The following is a 19,248-nucleotide window of genomic DNA, read 5'->3' as shown; positions in this document are numbered from 1 at the left end:
GGCAAATTTATAAAGTTAGTTTAGACTAACAAATTATTTAACATATTATAAAAATAGTTTTTAGAACATTTAGTACATAATGGTCATTAGGCTTTGTAGTAAGTCTTGAGTTGCAAATTCAAGACTTTTAGAGTCAAAATCTGAGACAAAAGCCTTTTTTTAATTTCTGAAGTACAGACGGTTTTATGCTAGAGAGCGTTTATGTATTACAATTATGTCGAAGCACATTATTTTTAGGATATAAGAACGGGTTAATACTATAATACTGATGTTTATCTATGCAAATTGCATTTGACTACAGAATAATTGATAAATATTTTAGTTTGTAGGAAGGAGATATTATATTTACACATCAACCAAAATGGATAGATATCATACATTACCTGAAATGGTTTTTGAGTAACGACAACTTTTCAACAAAAAATAAAATACATGAGTAAAGGATATAGTTTAAAAAATGTAAACGAATTATCAGGCGGTGATGATGAATTTACGGCTGTATTGGTACAAACTTTTCTAGAAGAAATACCACCCGATCTGGATAGCATGGTTCAGGCCGTAGATTCGGATAATCCACAAATGGCTTATCAATACGCTCATAAAATGAAGCCGAATCTGCAATTATTTGACATTGATCTTTTATCTCAAATCAAACAAATAGAAGCCTGGTCTAAAACTAATAAGGCTAAAGAGCAAATAAAACCGGTTTTAGATGATATTGTTACGACGGTCAATAACGCTATCGAGAATTTGAAAGCAGATTTTGCTTCATCATGAATGCGGAGATAATTACAATAGGTGACGAAATTCTGATTGGACAAATTATAGATTCTAATTCTGCTTTTATTGCTAAAAAATTGAATAAAATTGGTGTTGAGGTATATCAAATTACTTCGATAAGTGATGAGCGGCAACATATACGTAACGCTCTTGATGAAGCCAGAAAAAGAGCTGATATTATTATTATTACAGGGGGGCTTGGTCCAACCAAAGATGATATAACCAAGCATACGCTTTGTGCATATTTTAACGATACTTTAGTTCGCAATGATACTGTACTTAAGCATATCGAAGAACTATTTGCCAAATATATAGCTACACCCATCTCAGACATGAATCGACAACAGGCCTTTGTGCCAAGTAGATCAGAGGTCTTAATGAATCAATACGGAACCGCACCTGGGATGTGGATCGAAGATAAGAATCAAATTTTTGTGGCTATGCCAGGCGTGCCTTACGAAATGAAAAACCTGGTCGAAAATGAAGTATTACCAAGATTACAAAAAAGATTTGATAGGCCTTTTATCATTCATAAAACAGTACTTACTTATGGGTTGGGTGAAAGCGCTATAGCCGAAAGAATTGAAACATGGGAAGATGATCTGCCTACTTATATTAAACTAGCATACTTGCCTAGTTTAGGAAGAGTACGATTGCGTTTATCGGCAAGGGGAAAAGATAAAACACTGTTAGAAAGCAAACTAAAGAGCTGTTTAGAAGAGCTTCATAAACGTATCGGTGATATTATTGTGGGTTTTGAAGAAGAAGAAACCATTGAAACGAGAATAGGAAATCTTTTAACCAAGGAAAACAAAACATTAGCTGTAGCAGAAAGTTGTACAGGAGGTAGAATAGCGCAGTTATTTACTACAAATGCAGGAGCTTCTTCCTTTTTTAAAGGAGGTGCTGTTACCTATGCTACGGCTTCAAAAATCGATATACTAGGGATTGATCCTAAACATATAGAAAGGTATTCTGTTACCAGCGCAGAAATTGCTGAAGCAATGGCTACAAAAGTTCGAGAAAAATTCGATTCTGATTATGCAATCGGCACAACTGGTAATGCCGGGCCAACAAAAGGAGATGGAGATGTAGAAGTTGGAACTGTATTTATAGCTATTGCTACTCCTGAAAAAGTTTTTTCAAAAAAGTATGTGTTTAGTAATTTAAGAGAAAGAACTATTGGAAAAGCTGTAAATAAGGCGTTTGAGCTTTTGCTGAAAGAATTGATATAGTCCGTTTTTAAAAATGGCAGTAATGCTGTAATGCATAAGTGGGTTTAAGTTTAAGCAAGTAATTTGATGCCGTATTATCTTACAAATTGAAAAAAACAATGGTTAGATTTCTACAAGGTTTTCTCTAAAAGGTATTGCTAAAAAAATCTTTGTCAGTTGCAAAAAAAATACTCAACTAGTATTGGTGGTTCGGTAAATAATTCGTTAATTTGCACCCTGTTTTGAAATAATACCAAAATCAAGAAGAGATGTCAAGAGTTTGCGAGCTTACAGGTAAAAAAGCAATGGTGGGAAATAATGTTTCTCATGCAATGAATAAAACAAAGCGTAAATTTAATGCGAATTTAATTAAAAAGCGTTTTTACATTCCAGAAGAAGATCGTTGGATCACACTTAAAGTATCAACATCTGCGTTAAAGAATATAAATAAGAACGGAATCTCTGCTGTTTTAAAAGAAGCAAGAGCTAAAGGTTTTTTAACAAAATAATCTCTTTTTTTAAATACTTAAGACAATGGCAAAGAAAGGTAATAGAGTACAGGTGATCTTAGAATGTACAGAGCATAAAGCTACAGGTAAGCCAGGTACTTCAAGATATATAACAACGAAAAATAAAAAGAATACTCCTGATAGAATAGAATTGAAGAAATTTAATCCTATCCTTAAGAAGATGACTGTTCATAAAGAAATAAAATAATAAGGAAATGGCAAAAAAATCAGTAGCATCGTTACAAACAGGATCTAAGAGATTAACGAAAGCCATTAAAATGGTGAAATCTCCAAAGACAGGAGCATATACTTTTGTTGAGTCTATTATGGCTCCAGAAGCCGTAAATGACTTCTTGAAGAAAAAGTAAGCTTAAAAAATATTAGAAAATTAAGCCATTTCAATACTATTGAAATGGCTCTTTCTTTTTATATTTAAATGCTAAACCAGTTCATAACATAAATTCACGGGATTTTACTACGTACAATAGCATAAACAAAGATGGGACTTTTTAAGAATATATTTTCTTCAGAAAAAAAAGAAACACTCGACAAAGGGTTAGAAAAATCGAAAACTACCTTCTTTTCGAAATTGAGTAAGGCTGTAGCCGGTAAATCCAAGGTAGATGATGATGTTTTAGATCAACTTGAAGAGGTCTTAGTTACTAGCGATGTTGGTGTAAACACTACCATCAAAATCATCGAAAGAATAGAACAAAGAGTATCTAAAGATAAATATCTTGGAACCGACGAATTAAATCAAATTCTGAGAGAAGAAATTGCAGGGCTACTTTCTGAAACCAATACTGGCGAAGCTACAGACTTTGACTTACCCCAAGAAAAAAAGCCGTATGTACTCATGGTGGTGGGTGTTAACGGTGTAGGAAAAACAACTACAATAGGAAAATTGGCCTACCAATTCAAAAAGAAAGGTTTGAAGGTAGTTTTGGGAGCAGCAGATACGTTTAGGGCGGCGGCTATAGATCAATTACAAGTGTGGGCAGATCGCGTAGATATTCCAATTGTAAAGCAGGCTATGGGTAGTGATCCCGCTTCGGTAGCCTTTGATACTCTTGGATCTGGTGTGAAACAAGATGCAGATGTGATCATCATAGATACTGCCGGGAGATTACATAATAAAGTGAATTTAATGAACGAACTCACCAAGGTAAAACGTGTAATGCAAAAGGTTATTGGAGATGCACCTCATGATGTATTGTTAGTACTTGATGGTTCTACGGGACAAAATGCTTTTGAACAGGCCAAACAGTTTACAGCTGCGACAGAAGTAACATCTTTGGCAGTCACAAAATTAGATGGAACCGCTAAAGGAGGAGTCGTTATAGGGATAAGCGATCAGTTTCAAATTCCCGTAAAATATATAGGAGTTGGTGAAGGGATAGAAGATCTTCAGGTATTTAATAAATACGAATTTGTTGACTCGTTTTTTAAATAGAAACGTTACGTTATAAAACAGTTAAAAAGATGTTTTGATACGACCAAAACATCTTTTTTTATTACTTTTTGTTTAGAAAACTAGCTTACACTCTTTTCATATGCCCGGCAAATCAAAAAAGTGTTAACTACTATATAAATTTTCTTAGGCAACTTCAAGAATAAGAAAAGTAATTCCTGTTTTTATGTTAAAAAAAAAGATACATAGATTGCTGTTTGTTTTTCTATCTTCATCAATGCTTAATGCGCAAGAATACAATTGCGAGTTGTTAAGTAGGGTCGTTAATGTAGCCTCTGGTTTTCCTGTTTATTATGCTACCGTTAAACTTTCTGGAACAAACCAAGGAGTAATAGCAGATCAAGACGGTCAATTTAGGCTCCCTTGTGATCTAGAACTCTCTAATAGTATTGTATTATCTGCGATCGGTTATGAAACAAAAGCAGTTAAAATTGATGAACTACAACGAGGTGAAATTAATATCATACACTTAAAACCTCATGTTCAACATCTAGAAACAGTATCGCTAACTGTCAAAAAGAAGAAGAGCGACCGAAAACTGCCTGCAAGACTAATTGTGTCCCGAGCTATAAAAAATATACCGATAAATTATCCTAAGCTACCTTATTCTTATATCGGGTATTATCGCGATTATCAACAGCCTATAGGTGATTCTTACGCACGAATTAAAAAACAACATCAAAAAAACGCTAACTACATTAACTTAAACGAAAGTATAGTCGAAGTTTTTGATGCAGGATTTAATACTGATTATTTCGAGAATGAATCAAATCAGGCATTAGTATACAGCTATAATCAAAATGAAACTTTTGTTCGGGATCAACGTTTAGCGATACCTTATGATAATAACAAGAAAAAATACCTAAATAGGGTTTTTATTCCACCGTTTGGAGGGAATGAGTTTAATGTGCTTAATGTAATTAACTCTATTCGAAACCGTAGCAGGCAGTCCTTTTCATTTGCTGATGTGTTTAGCAAAGATTTTACCAAAAATCATTCTTTTAATTTGCAAGGAGTGACCTATCTCAATGATACTCCGATTTACGAGATCAGTTTTGTTAGTAATGCTTCGGTTTCTGGCAAGGATCATTTTGCTAAAGGAACAATTTTCGTCGCCAAAGATACGTATTCAATACATAGACTTCAATATGGATTATATAGCGTTAATAAGAAAGCCCCAATGTATGAGGTTACTATAGAGTATGTACCGGTCAATAATAAAATGTACTTAAACTACATAACATTTAATAATGAATTTAAAGCTAGCAGCGACCATTATTTTAAAATAAAAGAAATAAGTTTTGACCCTAGGGCAATGTTTTTTGATATTCATTTTAATAATGAGTTGGATGAAAAATCTATCCATCCGGTGCATAAAAAATTTAAGATTGTATACGGTGAAAAGGAAGAAAATGTAATTATAGATGATATTTCTGTTTTGAAAGATCGTTTACGACTATTTGTTGATAAAAAGCAATTACTTTCTATGCCAGATTTTAAGTTTAGAAATCTTTCAGAAGCTATTGATGTACAGATTAAAAACGTAAAAGATACCGACGGAAAATTACTCAATAGAATTCCGAAGTTTGTGCTATATCAATATAGAGAATTGTTTGTTCAAGAAGTTTTTCCTGAAAAAAAGATACTTAGTGAAGGGGTATTTATGGATAAATACTTACCCTTATCAAAGTCTCATATAAATTCTTTTGATGAGCAACATAAATATTGGATAAATACCCCTTTAAAAGGAAATGAAGTTGTTAAATAACAACAACCTATACGACATCTTGCCTGATTTTGTTGTTTGCTTCAATTCTTAATCTTTTGTTATGAATATCATTGATCGTAAATATTATAATTAGAGTAATCCATTTAGTTCTTCTAAACGTTTTAGGTAAAAAAGCATCCATCCCTTGCTACACATAATTTAGCCAGTAACATTGTGCTATCGTCTTTGAAGGAAAATAGAAGAAAGTCTTCCCTTTAGGGGAGATACAGAGGGGGGTAATACTAAAACTTGCGGTTGTTTTAATACTAGAAGAAACAATGCCTGATAAATCACTCTAAAACCAAAAAAACCTTCAAAATATGAAGGCTTTTATCTCTATATATCTGTAACCTTTACAAAATATAATTCCCATGTTAATTTAGAAAGGTGCCAAAAATAGAGGATTGGTTAGAAGATTACTACTGATGCAGCAAGAAAATCAAAAAAGTCATAAATATGCAATAAATAACCAAGAAAGCGCCACTAATCAATATTTTGTACCTTGAGATTTTTTGTGTAAATTTTGGATTCGTTCTATTAATAGCTGTACTTTTTATCGTTTCGTTAATCATATATTTAGAATTCATGAAATGATTTTGAACCACTGTGGTATATAAATACTAACTGGGTTGTTTTATATTGTTTTTTAAAAAATTCTTGTCTTATAGAGTAATAAACCTATGCTATCTTCTTTTTCAAGATCGGGTTTCAGATCTTTCGTATTTTTTTCTACAGTGTCTGTAGTGTTTTTTAATAGCTGATTCTTGTAGCTTTTAACAGTCGTAATAAAGCAAACGATAACAGTTACAAAGAGTAAGCTTACTATAGTTTTTAGTGTATGTCTCATATTATTCTAAAGACTTAAAAAATTCAAAAAACGTAGTTGTCTATATCGTAATTTATTTATAGCTAATCATCATCGTCGTCGTCGTCATCATCGTCGTCGTCATCATCATTGTCGTCGTCGTCATCATCATCATCATCGTCGTCACAATCTTCCTGAATAGCATCCAGGATTACTTGTTCTATGGTATCAAGATTATCAATTTCAATTTCAAAATTTTGAGAAAGAATCATTCGAACGGGGAAATTGATAGTAGCAATATCTGTATCTTTCAAATCATTTATAAATTGATATAATTCAAAATCGTTGGTAAAAGAAACTGTTGCTATTAACTCGCTTTCCAGATCAAAAACAGATGCCGAAAAAGGATATTGAAAATCAATACACCTTATCGTGTCATCATTATGAGTATCGTCTTTATGCTTATCAGTATTGCAGTTTTGTATTACATCCTCAAATTGAAGTGTATTAGAAACCGTTATTTCAGAAAAATCATTGGATATCAGGGAAATCGGAAAATTAAAAATAATTTCATCCTTATCGCTAACAACATCTTTATATGCACTTATATCTTGAGATGAAAAAAATTCGATTTCCTGACCATTAACTACAATTGTAAAAGGAAGTTTTACGGTAAAACAATCTGTATCATCGATATGATCATCTAACGATCCATCATTGGTTAATGTTCTAAGTATTAAATTAGCAACCTTAGAGTTTTTAAGAAGGGATTCATTTTCTGGAGCTACAATCAACTCATCAGATTCGCTTCTACAGGATACTAATAATGCGGTGATAAAAACGTAAAAAACCACAATACCAGGAATGATTTTCGAATAGTTGATCATATATATTTGCACTTTGACTGTAATATAATAACAACTTACCTAATAAAACTCCTTTTATATTTTAGTTTTTTTTAATTTTAAACCTTCGAAATGATGCAAAATGCCACAAGAATTAGAAAACGACGTCTGTAAAGAAGCAATATTTTCTAAAATCTATACTACCTACGCCAAAGATTTGTACAATTTTTTATATTACAAATTTGGTGAATCTTGCAATCCCGACGATAAAATGCAAGAGGCGTTTATCAAATTATTAGATAATTGTAAAAAGGTTACTCCATCCAAGGCAAAAGGTTTTTTATTTAGTGTAGCGAAAAATATGATGCTTAATGAAATTAAACATCAAAAGGTCGTGTTGCGCTTTAAAGAAATAAAGCCTAAGAATTATACAAATGAATCTCCTGAATTCATTTTAGAAGAAAAAGAATTTTTTCAAAAATATCAGCATGCATTAAGTAAGTTAACAGAAGACCAGAGAGTGGCATTTTTATTAAATAAAGCTGAAGGAAAAAAACACGTCGAAATTGCCGAAATGTTAGGAGTGACCAAAAAAGCGGTAGAAAATAGAATTTATACTGCGTATAGAAAATTAAAAGAAGAAATTGAAAATTTTAAATAAAAAAAGGAAAATAGAGGACTTAGTTGTTTTATATATAGGAAGTACAAATAATGAACCAAGAAAACTTAATAAAAAAATGGTTGTCTGATGATTTGACTGAGGAAGAGCAAATAGCTTTTCGGCAGTCAAAGGATTATAATTTGCATAGTAGAATTGTTAATGGTGCAAAACAATTTTCTTGTTCAAAACATTCAGAAATACCTGATTTTACTACTTTTTATAGCAATGCCCTTCGCAACAAGACATCTGTTTCCAAAAAGCAACTTAGATACAGCACTTTGTTACGACTAGCAGCGATGATAGTCATTTTGTTTGGTATCGGAGCTTTCTTCTTCTTAAATACCGCTACAACATTTGAAACACATATTGGAGAAAAGAGGGTTATTACACTTCCAGATGCTTCTAGAGTTGTTTTAAACTCGGTATCTGAATTAGAATTTAACGAAAAGAACTGGAAAAATAAACGCGAAGTAACCCTTGCGGGAGAAGCCTTTTTTAAAGTGAATAAAGGTTTTAACTTCGATGTTATTACCGATATCGGCAAGGTAAGTGTTCTGGGAACGCAGTTTAATGTGAATAGCCGTAAAGGATATTTTGAAGTACAGTGTTTCGAAGGGTTAGTACAGGTGCATTTAAATGGACAAACCAAAAATATACCCCCAGGCGCTGTCTTTAAATTTGTAAATCAGGAGGTTGTGTTCTCTGAAGGTAATGAACACCAACAACCCAATTGGATCACTAATAGAAGCAGTTTTAAAAGTGTGCCTTTATATCAAGTGTTAAATGAGTTTGAAAGGCAATATAACGTAACTTTTTCCTTTAAAGATATCGATACTTCACGTATATTTACTGGAGGTTTTGTACATACAAATTTAGAAGAAGGGTTAAAGTCTATCACTTTGCCTCTCGATCTTAACTATAGCATTGACTCAGGGAATACGATTACACTTCAAAAAAATCAACCATAATTGGTTAACAGCTAATTTTATATGGTTACTTTGTGTATGTATTGCGTCGAAGGGGATAGGTCAGATTACTGAAAATAAAATTCCCCTAGAACAAGTAATTACCAAACTTCAAAGTCGTTTTCAATCTCAGTTTACCTATGCCGATGATACCATAGCAGATATTATAGTTGCTCCTCCTCCACAAAACATGCCGCTCGATGACGTTCTTAAGTACTTAGAACAACAAACAAATTTGGTGTTTTACAAACTCGCAAATAATTTTATTTCTATAAACAAAAAAGAAACATCAATACGTATTTGTGGAATACTTAAAGACCGTAAAACTCGACAGCCACTTGTAGGAGCCACCATTCAATCGAAAAAGAACGCTATTACAACTGATAAAACAGGTGCATTTTCTCTACAGGTAAACACTACTACGGCAACCATACTTATAGGGCATTTAGGATATAAAACACAGTATCGTCTGGCAAATTCGTTTAAGGCCGGAGAATGTTTTGTTATTCTTATGGAAGCGAAAACAGAAATGTTAGAAGAGGTCATCATAAGTAATTACATTACCAAAGGTATCGGAAAATCGGCAGACGGCAGTTTTGAAATTAATTATGATAATTTCGGGATACTTCCTGGGTTAATTGAGACCGATATTTTACAAACGATCCAGGCTTTTCCGGGAGTACAAAGTGCAGATGAAACAGTTTCAAATATCAATATAAGAGGAGGGACGCACGATCAAAATTTAATCCTTTGGGATGGCATTAGAATGTACCAATCTGGTCATTTTTTTGGGTTGATCTCTGCCATCAATCCGTTGACCACGCAAAATGCAAAATTAATAAAGAATGGTACCAGTCCAGAGTATACCGATGGTATTTCTGGAACCATCATTACAAATACAGATACGCAGGTAAACAAACAATTGCAAACGAGTGCAGGAGTTAATATGATCAACGCAGATGCTTTTGTAGATGTGCCTTTAGGGCGTTCGTCTGTGCAGGTCACTGCACGAAAATCAATAAGCGATCTTGTAAAAACCCCCACGTATGCAGCATATTTCGACAGGATTTCTCAAGATAGTGAAATAGAAGATCAAAGAGAACTCACTTCTGATATACAATTCGATTTTTATGATCTGAACCTGAGATGGAATTATGCCATTTCAGACAAAGATAAGTTTCGCTTGAATTTCTTAGGCATGAGTAACGAATTAATTTTTACTGAAAATGCTACCATAAATAATACTCGGCAATCGCGACAAAGTAGTTTGGTTCAAAGCAGTATTGCAGGAGGTGTTTGGTATCAAAGAATCTGGAATTCTAAATTACGGTCTGTAATACAAGTGTATAATACAGATTATAAATTAAGGTCTGTTAATTCGAATCTACAGCAGCAACAGCGGTTTTTACAAGAAAACAAAGTTTCTGAAACAGGTATTAAACTCAAAGGGTATTTTGATATGACTAATAATGTGACATTACTCAATGGGTATCAGCTTATAGAAACCGGAGTATCTAATTTGAATGATGTTGATCTTCCTGTTTTCAGAGAAAAAAGAGATCGCGTGATTTTAACCCACAGTTTATTTTCTCAATTGCACTATACCTGGCAAAAATCAACAGTTATAAATGCAGGATTACGATATAATTATAATGAAAAGTTTAATTCTCATACAATCGAACCTAGGTTCACGTTACATCAAAAAATAGGAACTGACTTTAACGTAGAAGTTCTAGCCGAGTTTAAACACCAAAATACTTCGCAAATTATTAATTTTCAAAATGATTTTTTAGGCATAGAAAATCGTAGATGGATTTTAGCAAACGAAGATGATATTCCTGTCATTAGAGGAAGGCAATTCTCTGCCGGTATCCAATACAATCGGTCAGGCTGGCTAATTAATGCAGAAGGATATTTAAAAAAAGTAGAAGGTATTACAGCTCGTAGCCAGGGTTTTCAAAATCAATACGAGTTTAGAAGAGCAATAGGTGATTATAATGTTGCCGGACTAGATGTTTTATTAAATAAGAGATCTAAAAATCTGAGTAGCTGGATCAGCTACTCTTTTGTAGATAATCGCTATACTTTTTTAGAGCTTGAGGATCAAGAATTTCCTAACAATGTAGAGATTGCACATGCCCTTACTCTAGGAGCATCGTATTCGTTTGATGCTATTAAAGTATCTGCCGGAGTTAATTGGAACTCTGGATTGCCTACCACACGACCAGATGGTATGAATGCTGTTGTAGATAACCGAGTCAATTTTGAAACTGCAAACAGTAATAGACTCGATCCATACTTTAGAGTAGATCTATCTGCGACTTACAACTTCAAAATAAGTGATGTAGTTGCTGCGCATACAGGCCTGTCTATCTGGAATCTTACCAATCATCAAAATAGTATCAACGCTAATTACAGAAATCAAACGAATACAATACCTCGTGAAGAAATAGAATATGCTTTAGGGTTTACACCTAACGCCACATTTAGAGTTTCTTTTTAACAACTTGTCCAGGTGAATACTTCTTTTGTTGCTAAATTCTGCTAGTCGATCACTGCGTTGATTTTTTGCCATAGGTCATTGTCAAAACCAGAAGGTCCTAAGGACGAATCCCCCGTATCATTTCCCATTCTTACAATTACTAAATTTTGACTGGGAACCACGTACAGTTTTTGATCGTTTTTACCCAATGCAGCAATAAGATCGTTAGGGGCATTAGGAATTAATTTACCTCCAAATTCTTCTGCTGATGTTGGAACCCTAAAACTGTCTTTTCCGTTAAGCCACCATAAATACCCATAAGATGCATTTAAGTTTTGGGATGTAGATACCATATCATTAAAATACTTTTGATCAGATAAGATCGTAGTAGTATCCCATGTTCCTTTATTTAATATCAAAAGGCCAAAACGAGCCATACTTCTTGCAGTACTATTGTAAATATTTGAAAACCCTAACGATAACCAATTGCCCTCCATCCCTATTTTGTTTTTTAAGGTAACGTTAAAATAGGTTTCGAAATCTTGCTGAGTTGCATTTGTTATGATAGAAGTTAAAAGGGTATAAGGAGCATTGTGATAATACCAAAAATCCCCGGGTGGGTTTCGGTAGGTTAAACACTCTTTATTTGTACAATTAGAATTTGAAACATCATAATCCAACCCAGTATTCATCATTAAGTGATTTTGTACGCGAATGGCACGTTCCTGGTCTGAGGTAAGTAGAGACCATCCTGTACCCAAATAAGTTGAAGAAGGATTTTTAATATCTAAAAAGTTATCTTGCTGTGCTAGTCCCACCATAAACGATGTCAAGGTTTTTCCGGCAGAGTACCACAAATTACGATCTGTTGCAGTAACACCATTAAAATATTCTTCAATAATAATTCTTCCGTTTTTCAGCACTATAAATGCTTTGGTGTCCTTTTCCTTAAGAAACGTATATAGTGCTTCGGTTGCATTTTTATTCCAATTTACATCTTCAATGGATAAGGATTCCCACGAATCAGCATCAATAGGAGGGAAGTATATTATTGAGGGATCTAGAGGTAATTGCTCTTTAATCTCTGATTCTTCATTAGAACAGGATAGAAAACAACAAATAGGGATAACCAGTACAAGTATGTATTTGATCATAGGTAAGGGGGCTTTTATAGATTTGGACTTATAAATATACAAAAGGTTTAATAAAGTAACATGATCATACTCAGAGTTATCAGATTTATTTACAAAACTTGAGTTAATCCTTGTATCTTTGCAGATCTTAATTAGCATCGCCAAAAGGTATATTGCCTGTGGCTTGCTTCGAAGTCAAAATTTGTTTCTAATGAAAGTCTCATGGGTGTATCCTGAGGTAGTTTACATAAAAATATGAGAACAAAAACTCTTAAAAAAAACCAGATCAATGTTGTGACTCTAGGTTGTAGTAAGAATGTTTATGATAGTGAAGTTTTGATGGGGCAACTGCGTGCAAATAACAAAGAGGTTGTTCATGAAAAAGAAGGAAATATCGTTGTTATTAATACCTGTGGTTTTATCGCGAATGCCAAAGAAGAGTCTGTAAATACAATTTTGGAGTATGTACAAAAGAAGGAAGAAGGGGTCGTTGATAAAGTTTTTGTAACCGGTTGTTTGTCTGAACGCTATAAACCTGACTTGGAAAAAGAAATTCCGGATGTAGATCAATACTTTGGCACTACAGAGTTACCAGGGCTTTTAAAAGCACTAGGAGCAGATTATAAGCACGAATTGATAGGAGAGCGTCTTACAACAACGCCCAAAAATTATGCATATCTCAAAATAGCCGAAGGGTGTGATCGTCCGTGTTCGTTTTGTGCTATTCCTTTAATGAGAGGTAAACATAAATCTACACCTATCGAAAAACTGGTTATCGAAGCAGAGAACCTGGCCAAAGAAGGCGTAAAAGAACTTATTTTAATAGCTCAGGATCTCACTTATTATGGATTGGATCTTTATAAAGAAAGAAAGCTTGCAGATTTACTCAAAGCATTGGTTAGGGTTGAAGGTATCGAGTGGATTAGACTTCATTATGCGTTTCCCAGCGGATTTCCTATGGATGTGCTGGAAGTCATGAAAGATGAACCAAAAATTTGTAAGTATATTGATATTCCCTTACAACACATTGCTGATTCAATTCTCAAATCAATGCGTCGTGGAACTACAAAAGCAAAAACGACACAATTATTGAAAGAGTTTAGAGCTATTGTTCCAGAAATGGCTATCCGTACCACATTGATTGTCGGATATCCGGGAGAAACACAAGAGGATTTTGAAACCCTACGGGCATGGGTAAAAGAAATGCGTTTTGAACGTTTGGGTTGTTTTACCTATTCTCATGAAGAAAACACACACGCGTTTAACTTGGAGGACGATGTTCCTGAAGAAGTGAAGATACAGCGTGCCAATGAGATCATGGAGATTCAATCACAAATTTCCTGGGAGTTGAACCAAGAAAAGATTGGGAAAGAGTTTAAAGTCGTGATCGATCGTAAAGAAGGAAATTATTTTGTAGGTCGAACGGAATTTGATTCGCCTGATGTTGACAATGAAGTATTGATCGATGCTTCAAAAACCTATTTGAAAACCGGCGAGTTTACAACAGTAAAAATCAACGAAGCCGAAGATTTTGATCTCTATGGTGAGGTTATTTAACAAAAAAGAAGCCTTACTTGGCTTCTTTTCTATGAATACTCTTGTCTATCTTTCATGGCTAACTCAAGATATTGTAAGAGAAATATAGTCTTTTTGAAATATAACTCTTGATTTAGTTGTTTAAACCACCATCAGTTTCGTTATAATTATCAATAATTTTACCTGGTTCTACATCAGGATTGTCTATCGGATTTACTTCTGGAGAAAAACTCTGTTCGTCTGCAGATTCTGCTTCACATGAAAAAAGCGCGATAGAAATAGCAAGTAGGATTGTTAACTTTTTCATTGTAATAAAATGTTAGATTTGTTAGTTTTTTTTAAAATTCTTGGCAAATGTATCTAAAAATTAGAAGCAAAATCATAAACTTTAGCTAACAAAAAACAAGCATATTCAAGGTTATGAAAAATTTGGTTTGAGGAGTTTATAATAGATATAAGGAAAGTATTCTCGATTAAATTGAAACTTCTATGAGTTGACTGAATTTAATTCAATTTTTATTAATTTTCATTAGGGATTTGATAATCTAAAATTTGTCTTAAAAAGGAGAATGATTAACAATTTAATAACATTAGACCTGTATTCACTTCTATTTTTGATAATTTTTCAATAAAAATTGAAATTTATTGTAAAATAAATAGAATTTGAAACAATTTGTCTATAGCTTGACTACTATCATTACCGATAAACATTAATTTTGCAAAATAGTATTAGAATAACACTCCGAATTTAGTCTGGAATCAAAATTGATGCGCAGCTTCTAAACCTGTAGTTGCTCACATAAGTTCTTGCAGCAGTGCTTTAACTGTGTGTGCTAATTTATTTGCAGTATCAAGATCGCTTTGATTCGTAACTATAGTAATCCCCATGTCATGTTCTGGTAAGATAAATAACCAATTTTGTGTTCCAAAACTGCCACCATGCATACTGTAGTATACTCCATATTCTTTATGCATTTTTACAGGAAGATAGTATGCCATTTTTCTTGAGTTGTTTACATATAAAACCCTGTGAGATTCTAAAACTGTAGGGTTAGACAAATCTAACTGAAACTCGATATAATTAACCATATCTGGCAGTGTAGTTTTTACCCCGCCATCTGCACCGTATAATACAGCCTCATGTGGTACCATTTTACCCGTCATACCATAGCCATTAGCCAAATGATGCATTTTGTTCTTTGATAGATGAATATGCGTATTTTTCATATCTACATGATCGTTAAAATAGCTCGTTAAAATACTATCAAAGGGTTTTTGGTATACGTTTTCTAGAATTTGAGCCATAAGTTCTGTATCGGCATTAGAATATTTGTATTTGACACCAGGAATAGTATCTATTTTTAGTTGACTTAGGTCTGATAGAAATTCTTGTTTACTATAACTTTTTTGAATTTCATGAACTTTAAATGGCAGTTCTTCGTTAAAGTCAGAAAATAAAGCGTTAATGCGTTCGGGTAAAAATTTGGACATACGGCTGGTATGGGTGAGTAAATGTTTAATTCTGATAGGATGCCGTTTGTATTCAAAATTATCAAAGTCTTGTTTGAGATAAGTTCTAATATCATCTTCTAATTTGATCTTACCTTCGATAACTGCGTTGGCAACCAAAACTCCGGCAAAGGTTTTACTTACCGAAGCAATTTCATATATGGTGCTATCGGTTGGCGAGTTGCCTTGGCCTTTGTCTAACACTCCGTGATGCGAGGTATACTTTTTCCCATTTTTGTAAATGCCAATAGACACGGCATTAATTTTTGGATCCTCTAGCAAAGAATCTGCATGTTTCGTAACTAGAAGTTTAACAGTAGCTACAGTTTCTTTCTTTCTTTTTTTTTCTGAAGTATTGCAACCGGTTAAGAGGTGTATAAAAATGATAATGAACAAAGTATGTCTCATGCAGTATTTGTTTAGGTTAGTATCATGTAGACGAGTGACTATCTTTTTTGTTACCTAATAGGATAAAGGTTTTTTGTAATGGGAAGTTAAATCAATATGGTATGAATAAGGATGAAGCAATCTTTTTACTATATGCAGAAGTATAGTTTCATAGTGAGCAGACTACTTCGTCGTTCCTCTTCGTAGTGACGGTGCATTTGTCGTATATGTTCATATATATTCGTCATTGCGAGTGTAGCGAAGCAAGCTTTTTACTATATACAGAAGTATAGTTTCATAATGAGCAGACTACTTCGTCGTTCCTCTTCGTAGTGACGGTGCATTTGTCGAATATGTTCATATATATTCGTCATTGCGAGTGTAGCGAAGCAATCTTCTCGCTATGAATAATCGAACAACCAACCATCAGAAAGGTCTTTCCATTCATTATTTTCTGAATTGATCAAATTCTCTTTCTTTTTCCTATTACCTGATTTTATTTGTTTTTCCCTTATTATGGCTTCATTAATATCACTAAACTCTTCGAAGTATACTAGTTTATTACAATTATATTTACTGGTAAATCCCCCGTAAGTTTTTGTTTTGTGTTGATAAATACGTTTTATTAAATCACTAGTTACTCCAATGTATATGACTGTATTGTTTTTATTTGTCATGAAGTAAACATATGATTTTTTCATTGGCGAATTAGTATTATTTGGATTTTAAAAATATAGCAAATTTTTGGGAATTTATAGACATACTACTTTGTCCTGGCGTCCTCGAAGTGATGGAGTAATTGTCATTGTGATTCGCCTTATACGAAGAAGTACTATTTGAAACGAAAAAAGAGGTCGTATAAAAAGCTATTTTCTCTGTCATTTCGAGCGCAGTCAAAAAACAATAACACTCAGTTTTGAATACATTTCGACTCCGCTCTATGTGACAGTATGGTAAATAATATACTTTTTAGACAGCCTCTTTTACAATCTTTTAATTGGATCAAAAAGTCAATTATGATTTATTGACCGGAAAACCTCGATCTTTCATCAATGCTTCAATTTTGGCTTCGCGACCTCTAAATTTTTTATAAGCGTCTGCAGGATCCATAGCATTACGAGGTGCAAAAAGATATTTTACTAATTTGGCTGCGACTTCTTTATCATAAAAACCATCTGGCGCTTCAGCAAAAGCCTCAGCTGCATCAGAGGTTAATACATCAGCCCACATATATCCATAATAAGCAGTGGCATACCCTTCACCAGAAAATACATGTCCAAAATGCGGTGTGCGGTGACGCATTACTACTTCTTTTGGCATATTTAGTTCTGCCAGGGTTACTTTTTCGAATGCATCAGGATCAATATTTTCTGGGTCTGCCATGTGGAGTTTCATATCCATCAATGCCGATGCCAAATATTCAGTAGTAGCAAATCCTTGATTAAAGGTTGCTGCTTTTTTGATTTTATCGACAAGAGTCTTAGGCATAGGTTCTCCTGTTTTGTAGTGTACGAGATAGGTATTGATCACTTCATCGGTAGATAACCAGCGCTCTAGAAGTTGTGATTGAAACTCGGTATAATCACGAACACCACTATTTAAGGTAGGATATCTAACTTCGGAAGCGAAAAAATGTAATGCGTGCCCAAATTCGTGGAAAAATGTGGTAGCATCATCCCAAGAAACCAATACGGGTTCTCCGGGGGCCGGTTTTACAAAGTTTGAATTATTAGAAGCTAAAACAGTTTTTTTTCCATCGAAGGTAGTATGACTTCTATAGGTAGTTGCCCAGGCCCCAGATCGTTTACCGGGTCTTGCAAAGGGATCAAGATACCATAGACCGATATGTTCTCCAGAAGTTTTGTCGGTCACTTCCCATACATGTACATCTTCATGAAATACAGGAACTTTATTTTCTTCTACAGGTGTGAATTTATAATTGAATAATTCCCCAGCTACATAAAACATAGCTTCGCGCAATTTGTCTAGCTGTAAATACTGTTTTACTTCGTCTGAGTCCAGGTCATACTTCTTTTTTCTAACCTTTTCGGCATAATACCTGTAATCCCAAGGCGCTATAGTGATTTGATCTCCATTGGCATTAGCTATAGCTTGCATGTCAGCTACTTCTTCTTCTACTCGTGCAATAGCTGCAGGCCATACGGCATTCATTAACTTCATGGCATTTTCCGGAGTTTTTGCCATTCGATTTTGCAATCTCCATTCAGCATAATTGTCATATCCCAACAATCCAACGCGTTCTTTTCTTAATTTTAAGATTTTAGCAATATTTTCATTATTGTCTTTGTCATCGCCATTATCCCCTCTGGAATAATAATTTTCCCATACTTTTTTGCGCAATTCTCTTTCATTCGAATAGGTAAGGAAAGGATCCATAGCCGATCGTGTATTGGTAACGGCATATTTACCTTCTTCTCCGCGATCGGCTGCAGCCTTTGCATACGCTTTGATCAAGGGCTCTGATAAACCGCTTAATTGCTCTTTTGTGAGATAGGTCACGTAACCTTCTTCATCTTCTAAGATATTATTAGAAAAGTTGGTGTATAACTCTGAAAGCCCTTTGTTAATCTCGGCATAGCGTTTCTTTTTCTCTTCATCTAATTCGGCTCCATTCATGGCAAAGCCTTTATAGGTTAATTGAACCACGCGTTGTTGGTCGTCTTCTAGAGGATTTTTTATAGCGTTATCATATACCGTTTTTACTCTTTGAAATAGTTCTGTGTTTTGAGAAATTTTTGAACGAAATTCAGATAGCTTCGGAGCCATTTCTTTTTGAATCTCTCTAAATTCTGGTGAAGACATGTTGCTGCTTAAAATTCCGTAGTACGTGAATACTCTTCCTAATGCTGCTCCAGATTTTTCTAAAGGAACGATGGTGTTTTCAAAAGATGGGGCTTCGGGATTATTTGTAATTTCATCGATCTCTTTAAGATTAAGTTTCATTCCTTTTTCGAGGGCAGGTTTAAGATCTTGCAGGTTCATTTTATCGAATGCCGGAGTGCCTCCGTATCGGCCGGTCCATTCTGCTAGCAATACATTTTCAGTATTTTCTGTTTCTGTTACAGTTTCCACAGGTTCTTTTTTTTGATTACAGCTGCTTAAAAATAAGAAACTTGATAAAGCAATCGCTTTTAAGGTAATTGAAGTGTACGTATGTGTCAT

General features: G+C 34.0%; 17 protein-coding genes. 11 read left to right on the top strand and 6 right to left on the bottom strand.

Annotation, left to right across the window (positions count from 1 at the left end; translation table 11 throughout):
* The first annotated feature begins 432 nt into the window (after positions 1-432).
* The 7 genes from J8281_RS00420 (at position 433) to J8281_RS00390 (ending at position 5,742) form a co-directional block, all read left to right on the top strand.
* Positions 433-777, top strand: coding sequence for an Hpt domain-containing protein (locus J8281_RS00420; RefSeq protein WP_210195613.1), 345 nt, complete (start codon positions 433-435; stop codon positions 775-777).
* Entirely contained in the window at positions 774-2,015 is a 1,242-nt protein-coding gene (locus tag J8281_RS00415) for a competence/damage-inducible protein A (protein ID WP_210195612.1), read from the top strand. The genes J8281_RS00420 and J8281_RS00415 overlap by 4 nt, the downstream gene beginning before the upstream one ends.
* A 248-nt stretch (positions 2,016-2,263) precedes the next feature.
* Positions 2,264-2,503: a 50S ribosomal protein L28 gene (gene rpmB, locus J8281_RS00410; protein ID WP_210195611.1), complete on the top strand. Its 240-nt coding sequence runs from the start codon at positions 2,264-2,266 to the stop codon at positions 2,501-2,503.
* 25 nt (positions 2,504-2,528) lie between these two features.
* Positions 2,529-2,711 (top strand): 50S ribosomal protein L33, encoded by a 183-nt coding sequence (gene rpmG / locus J8281_RS00405; RefSeq protein WP_103070742.1) that lies wholly within the window; start codon positions 2,529-2,531, stop codon positions 2,709-2,711.
* Positions 2,712-2,718: 7 nt separating this feature from the next.
* The gene (locus J8281_RS00400) at positions 2,719-2,871 is read left to right on the top strand and encodes a DUF4295 domain-containing protein (RefSeq protein WP_101449883.1); all 153 of its coding nucleotides are present in this window, start codon (positions 2,719-2,721) and stop codon (positions 2,869-2,871) included.
* A gap of 131 nt (positions 2,872-3,002) precedes the next feature.
* Positions 3,003-3,956 carry a signal recognition particle-docking protein FtsY gene (gene ftsY, locus J8281_RS00395; protein ID WP_210195610.1) on the top strand — a complete coding sequence of 318 codons (954 nt, stop codon included), beginning with the start codon at positions 3,003-3,005 and terminating at the stop codon, positions 3,954-3,956.
* A gap of 184 nt (positions 3,957-4,140) precedes the next feature.
* Entirely contained in the window at positions 4,141-5,742 is a 1,602-nt protein-coding gene (locus J8281_RS00390) for a carboxypeptidase-like regulatory domain-containing protein (protein WP_210195609.1), read from the top strand.
* A 909-nt stretch (positions 5,743-6,651) separates the two neighbouring features.
* Here J8281_RS00390 and J8281_RS00385 read toward each other — a convergent pair.
* Positions 6,652-7,434, bottom strand: coding sequence for a hypothetical protein (locus tag J8281_RS00385; RefSeq protein WP_210195608.1), 783 nt, complete (start codon positions 7,432-7,434; stop codon positions 6,652-6,654).
* Positions 7,435-7,534: 100 nt separating this feature from the next.
* Here J8281_RS00385 and J8281_RS00380 point away from each other — a divergent pair, with 100 nt between their 5' ends.
* The 3 genes from J8281_RS00380 to J8281_RS00370 are packed head-to-tail and all read left to right on the top strand — an operon-like array spanning position 7,535 to position 11,521.
* Entirely contained in the window at positions 7,535-8,053 is a 519-nt protein-coding gene (locus J8281_RS00380; protein WP_210195607.1) for an RNA polymerase sigma factor, read from the top strand.
* Between the two features lie 50 nt (positions 8,054-8,103).
* Positions 8,104-9,021, top strand: coding sequence for a FecR family protein (locus J8281_RS00375; protein WP_210195606.1), 918 nt, complete (start codon positions 8,104-8,106; stop codon positions 9,019-9,021).
* Positions 8,978-11,521, top strand: a complete 2,544-nt coding sequence (locus tag J8281_RS00370) for a TonB-dependent receptor domain-containing protein (RefSeq protein WP_210195605.1) — start codon at positions 8,978-8,980, stop codon at positions 11,519-11,521. Before J8281_RS00375 ends, J8281_RS00370 begins: the two co-directional genes overlap by 44 nt.
* A gap of 41 nt (positions 11,522-11,562) precedes the next feature.
* Here the strand turns inward: J8281_RS00370 and J8281_RS00365 are convergent, their stop codons facing one another.
* Positions 11,563-12,654 (bottom strand): serine hydrolase, encoded by a 1,092-nt coding sequence (locus tag J8281_RS00365; RefSeq protein ID WP_210195604.1) that lies wholly within the window; start codon positions 12,652-12,654, stop codon positions 11,563-11,565.
* A gap of 234 nt (positions 12,655-12,888) precedes the next feature.
* Here J8281_RS00365 and rimO point away from each other — a divergent pair, with 234 nt between their 5' ends.
* On the top strand, positions 12,889-14,190 hold the full coding sequence (gene rimO, locus J8281_RS00360; protein WP_210195603.1) for a 30S ribosomal protein S12 methylthiotransferase RimO: 1,302 nt from the start codon (positions 12,889-12,891) through the stop codon (positions 14,188-14,190).
* A gap of 112 nt (positions 14,191-14,302) precedes the next feature.
* Here rimO and J8281_RS00355 read toward each other — a convergent pair whose 3' ends face one another.
* The 4 genes from J8281_RS00355 to J8281_RS00340 all read right to left on the bottom strand — a co-directional run bounded on the left by J8281_RS00355 (position 14,303) and on the right by J8281_RS00340 (position 19,248).
* Complete coding sequence (locus J8281_RS00355) at positions 14,303-14,476, bottom strand: hypothetical protein (protein ID WP_210195602.1); 174 nt, start codon at positions 14,474-14,476, stop codon at positions 14,303-14,305.
* A 488-nt stretch (positions 14,477-14,964) separates the two neighbouring features.
* Complete coding sequence (locus tag J8281_RS00350) at positions 14,965-16,086, bottom strand: serine hydrolase (protein WP_210195601.1); 1,122 nt, start codon at positions 16,084-16,086, stop codon at positions 14,965-14,967.
* 380 nt (positions 16,087-16,466) lie between these two features.
* Positions 16,467-16,766, bottom strand: coding sequence for a GIY-YIG nuclease family protein (locus J8281_RS00345; protein WP_210195600.1), 300 nt, complete (start codon positions 16,764-16,766; stop codon positions 16,467-16,469).
* Between the two features lie 313 nt (positions 16,767-17,079).
* Positions 17,080-19,248 (bottom strand): M3 family metallopeptidase, encoded by a 2,169-nt coding sequence (locus J8281_RS00340; protein WP_210195599.1) that lies wholly within the window; start codon positions 19,246-19,248, stop codon positions 17,080-17,082.

It is taken from the genome of Aquimarina sp. U1-2 (genome assembly GCF_017897595.1).
Classification (GTDB): Bacteria; Bacteroidota; Bacteroidia; order Flavobacteriales; family Flavobacteriaceae; genus Aquimarina.
The sequence above is the reverse complement of the archived record's forward strand: the minus strand, read 5'-3'. Positions and strand labels throughout refer to the sequence as shown.

Excerpts from the sequence above, each read along its gene's own strand:
- rpmB (WP_210195611.1), top strand. The coding sequence starts at position 2,264 with ATGTCAAGAGTTTGCGAGCTTACAGGTAAAAAAGCAATGGTGGGAAAT.
- J8281_RS00385 (WP_210195608.1), bottom strand. The coding sequence starts at position 7,434 with ATGATCAACTATTCGAAAATCATTCCTGGTATTGTGGTTTTTTACGTT.
- J8281_RS00365 (WP_210195604.1), bottom strand. The coding sequence starts at position 12,654 with ATGATCAAATACATACTTGTACTGGTTATCCCTATTTGTTGTTTTCTA.
- J8281_RS00420 (WP_210195613.1), top strand. The coding sequence starts at position 433 with ATGAGTAAAGGATATAGTTTAAAAAATGTAAACGAATTATCAGGCGGT.
- J8281_RS00350 (WP_210195601.1), bottom strand. The coding sequence starts at position 16,086 with ATGAGACATACTTTGTTCATTATCATTTTTATACACCTCTTAACCGGT.
- J8281_RS00400 (WP_101449883.1), top strand. The coding sequence starts at position 2,719 with ATGGCAAAAAAATCAGTAGCATCGTTACAAACAGGATCTAAGAGATTA.
- J8281_RS00375 (WP_210195606.1), top strand. The coding sequence starts at position 8,104 with ATGAACCAAGAAAACTTAATAAAAAAATGGTTGTCTGATGATTTGACT.
- J8281_RS00340 (WP_210195599.1), bottom strand. The coding sequence starts at position 19,248 with ATGACACATACGTACACTTCAATTACCTTAAAAGCGATTGCTTTATCA.
- J8281_RS00380 (WP_210195607.1), top strand. The coding sequence starts at position 7,535 with ATGCCACAAGAATTAGAAAACGACGTCTGTAAAGAAGCAATATTTTCT.
- rpmG (WP_103070742.1), top strand. The coding sequence starts at position 2,529 with ATGGCAAAGAAAGGTAATAGAGTACAGGTGATCTTAGAATGTACAGAG.
- rimO (WP_210195603.1), top strand. The coding sequence starts at position 12,889 with ATGAGAACAAAAACTCTTAAAAAAAACCAGATCAATGTTGTGACTCTA.
- ftsY (WP_210195610.1), top strand. The coding sequence starts at position 3,003 with ATGGGACTTTTTAAGAATATATTTTCTTCAGAAAAAAAAGAAACACTC.
- J8281_RS00390 (WP_210195609.1), top strand. The coding sequence starts at position 4,141 with ATGTTAAAAAAAAAGATACATAGATTGCTGTTTGTTTTTCTATCTTCA.
- J8281_RS00415 (WP_210195612.1), top strand. The coding sequence starts at position 774 with ATGAATGCGGAGATAATTACAATAGGTGACGAAATTCTGATTGGACAA.
- J8281_RS00355 (WP_210195602.1), bottom strand. The coding sequence starts at position 14,476 with ATGAAAAAGTTAACAATCCTACTTGCTATTTCTATCGCGCTTTTTTCA.
- J8281_RS00345 (WP_210195600.1), bottom strand. The coding sequence starts at position 16,766 with ATGAAAAAATCATATGTTTACTTCATGACAAATAAAAACAATACAGTC.